A 2,795-nucleotide genomic window follows, 5' to 3' on the forward strand; every position below is an offset into this window, starting at 1 on the left:
AACCCGGACCACGCCCGCGAAGTCGCGTCGTCGAGGCCGGCTGCCACCGGCAGATCCAGCTCCGCGAGCGCGGCGCCGGCCAGGACCGCCTCGACGTACCGGGTTGCGAACCGGGCCGCGAGCCGCGGCTCGCCGGAGATCGCCGTGAGCAACGCGACCCGGTAGTCGCGGTCCGCCGTCGCGTTGCGCAGCCCACCCGCCACCTGACCGGTCGCCGGCGCCCGCCGAGCTGCCGGCCCGGCAGGGGACGTGGCACCGGTCGGCCTGGACCCGGCCGCCGAAGCCCGCGGCTCCGGTGCCGCCGGCTCCGACACCGCCGGTCCTGCTGCCGCCGGCCCGGATCCCGGACCGAAGGCCAGCCGGCCCAGCCGGTCGAGCAGCGCGCCGTCGATGCGGCCGGCCGCGAGCAGCGGAGTCAGCAGGACGGTGTCGGCGCGGTCGTGACGCCCCCGGGTGTTGAACCGGCCCAGCCAGGAGTCGTCGAACGTTCGGCTGCGGCTGTATGCGGCGAAGGTCCGGCCGAGAATCCCGTCGGCCTCGCGCCGGTTCACCTCGGACGGCGGTGCCGGCCGGTTGACCATCGGCCCGCGGGAGCGTCCCGCCACCCCGGCGAGCAGGTGCGCAAGCCCGGCCGGCCCAAGCGCATCGTAGAAGCCGGCGATGAAGTCGGGGTCGCCGCCTCGTGTGTCCAGCGCGCTCAACGCCTCCCGCAGGCTGGCTGCGGGTGCGTCGCCACCCGGCGGATGGCCGCCCGGTGATCCCAGCCGCCGGCCGGCGCCGGCGCCGGCGCCGTTGAGCGGACTGCGGGTGCTCGACCTGTCGTGGGTCGTCGCCGGGCCGGTGGTCGGACGGGCTCTGGCCGACTTCGGCGCCACGGTGGTCCGGGTGGAGTCGTCGACCAGGCCCGAGACCGCCCGCCACATGCCGCCGTTCTAGCGGGGTAGGCCCGGCGTCGAGAACAGCGCGCTCTACCAGACGACGAACGCCGGCAAACTCGGCGTCAGTCTCGACCTCGCCGGCGCCGACGGCCAGCAGGTCGCCCGTGACCTCGCCGGCTGGAGCGACGTCGTCATCGAGGCGTTCTCGCCCGGCCAGATGGGGCGGTGGGGCCTGGACCACGCGACGCTCTGCGCGCATCGCGACGACCTGGTCATGCTCAGCACCTCCATCAACGGCCAGACCGGACCGCTGAGCCGGTTGGCCGGTTTCGGGAACATCGGCGCGGCCCTGTCCGGTTTCCAGGACGTCGTGGGCTGGCCGGACCTGCCCCCGCTGGGCCCGTTCGGCCCCTACACCGACTATCTCGGTCCGAGGTTCGCCCTGGTCGCGCTGCTGGGCCGCCCTGGACCGCCGCCGCCGCACCGGTCGCGGCTGCTACCTCGACGTCGCGACAGGTCGAGGCGGGCGCCCGGTTCCTGTCGCCGGAACTGGCCCACTACGCCCTTGACGGTTCGGTGACCCGCCGTGTCGGCAACGCCGACCGCGCCTTCGCGCCGCACGGCGTCTACCCCAGCCTGGCGCGCCCGGTGGGACAGACGCCCGGCAAGGACCGGTTCGTCGCCGTCGCGGTCACCACCGACGCGCAGTGGGCGGCGCTGACAGCCGTGTTGGACCGACCGGACCTCGCCGCCGACCCGCTGTTCGTCGACGCGGCGGGGCGCCGGGCGCGGCGGGCCGACCTCGACGAGGCCGTGGCCGCCTGGACGAGGACCCGGTCGGCGGAACAGGCGGCCGAGGTGCTGGTGGCACGGGGCATACCGGCCCACGTGTGCGCCGACAGCCGGGACTTCGTCGCCGACCCGCAGCTGCGTCACCGTGGCCACCTGGTGACGCTCGCGCACCCGACGTTCGGCACCGCCGTCTTGGAGGGCCCGCGCTATCTGCTGTCCGAGACCCCGGGCCGCGTCGAGCGCCCCGCGCCGAGGTTCGGGCAGGACAACCGGCAGGTGCTCGTCGGCCTACTTGGCTACGACGAGAAGCGCTACAGCGACCTGGAGGAACGAGGAGTGCTCCGATGACGGCCGACGACTCGAGGCCCGCGGCCACGCAGGCGACCGACGACCCGAAGGTGGAGGTCCCGAAGGCGGACGATTCGAAGGCGGACGACTGGAAGGCAGACTGGCAGGACGTGGTCGACGCCGTAGGCCGTGACTTCGGCGACGGCAGGGTCTGGTACGGACCGGACGTGGTCGAACGCGGCGCTGTCCGCCGCTTCTGCGAACCGCTCGAGTTCGCTCCGCCCTGCACCACGATCCCGAGGTGGCCATGTGGGAACGAGCCGCCCGGGAGTGGAGCGGCGACGCCGTGACCATCAAGGCCGTCCGCGGATTCCGCATGCGATCGTTCAACTACGCCGGCGACATCACCACCGTCAGTGGCCACGTCGTCGCCATCGCCGAAGGTGACCCCGACACCGCTCAGCCGGTCATCACCCTTGTACTGCGCTGCGAGAACTCGACCGGAGTGACGGTCGGCCCTGGCCAGATGGATGTCACCCTGCCTCGCCGGCCGACCGCCGGCTAGCGCGCGTGTCGTGCGGAATGGGCCCGTCCAGTCGCAGGCGTCCACAGCTGGTCGGCCTGCCCCCGGGCACCGGCGGCCCTTGAGCTGCGCGGCCGTCCACGGGGTCAGCGGTTGTGCCAGTGGGGGGTGCGTTTGGCGGTGAAGGCGGTGAGGCCTTCGTGCATGTCCTCGCTGAGGAGGAGTTCGTCGAGGGCTGGGGAGTCGTGGGCGGCGGCGTCGTGGGGGTCGGGGATCCCGGCGGTCTCGTTCATGATCTGCAGGGAGATGCGGAC

General features: G+C 73.7%; 3 protein-coding genes and 2 pseudogenes. 4 read left to right on the top strand and 1 reads right to left on the bottom strand.

Features of this window, described 5'->3' with window-relative positions:
* Nucleotides 1–923, bottom strand: a pseudogene (locus tag ND748_RS29480) (hypothetical protein); the annotation flags it as partial.
* On the opposite strand from ND748_RS29480, the pseudogene ND748_RS29485 reads away from it, so the two are divergent.
* The 4 genes and pseudogenes from ND748_RS29485 to ND748_RS29500 all read left to right on the top strand — a co-directional run bounded on the left by ND748_RS29485 (nt 841) and on the right by ND748_RS29500 (nt 2,523).
* A pseudogene (locus ND748_RS29485) lies at nt 841–1,458 on the top strand (CoA transferase). The pseudogenes ND748_RS29480 and ND748_RS29485 overlap by 83 nt on opposite strands.
* Complete coding sequence (locus ND748_RS29490) at nt 1,428–2,018, top strand: CoA transferase (RefSeq protein ID WP_251749468.1); 591 nt, start codon at nt 1,428–1,430, stop codon at nt 2,016–2,018. Before ND748_RS29485 ends, ND748_RS29490 begins: the two are co-directional and overlap by 31 nt.
* Nucleotides 2,015–2,308, top strand: coding sequence for a hypothetical protein (locus tag ND748_RS29495; RefSeq protein ID WP_251749465.1), 294 nt, complete (start codon nt 2,015–2,017; stop codon nt 2,306–2,308). Before ND748_RS29490 ends, ND748_RS29495 begins: the two co-directional genes overlap by 4 nt.
* The gene (locus ND748_RS29500) at nt 2,305–2,523 is read left to right on the top strand and encodes a hypothetical protein (RefSeq protein ID WP_251749466.1); all 219 of its coding nucleotides are present in this window, start codon (nt 2,305–2,307) and stop codon (nt 2,521–2,523) included. The genes ND748_RS29495 and ND748_RS29500 overlap by 4 nt, the downstream gene beginning before the upstream one ends.
* Nucleotides 2,524–2,795: the final 272 nt, after the last annotated feature.

This window comes from Frankia sp. AiPs1, from assembly GCF_023716945.1.
Classification (GTDB): Bacteria; Actinomycetota; Actinomycetes; order Frankiales; family Frankiaceae; genus Frankia.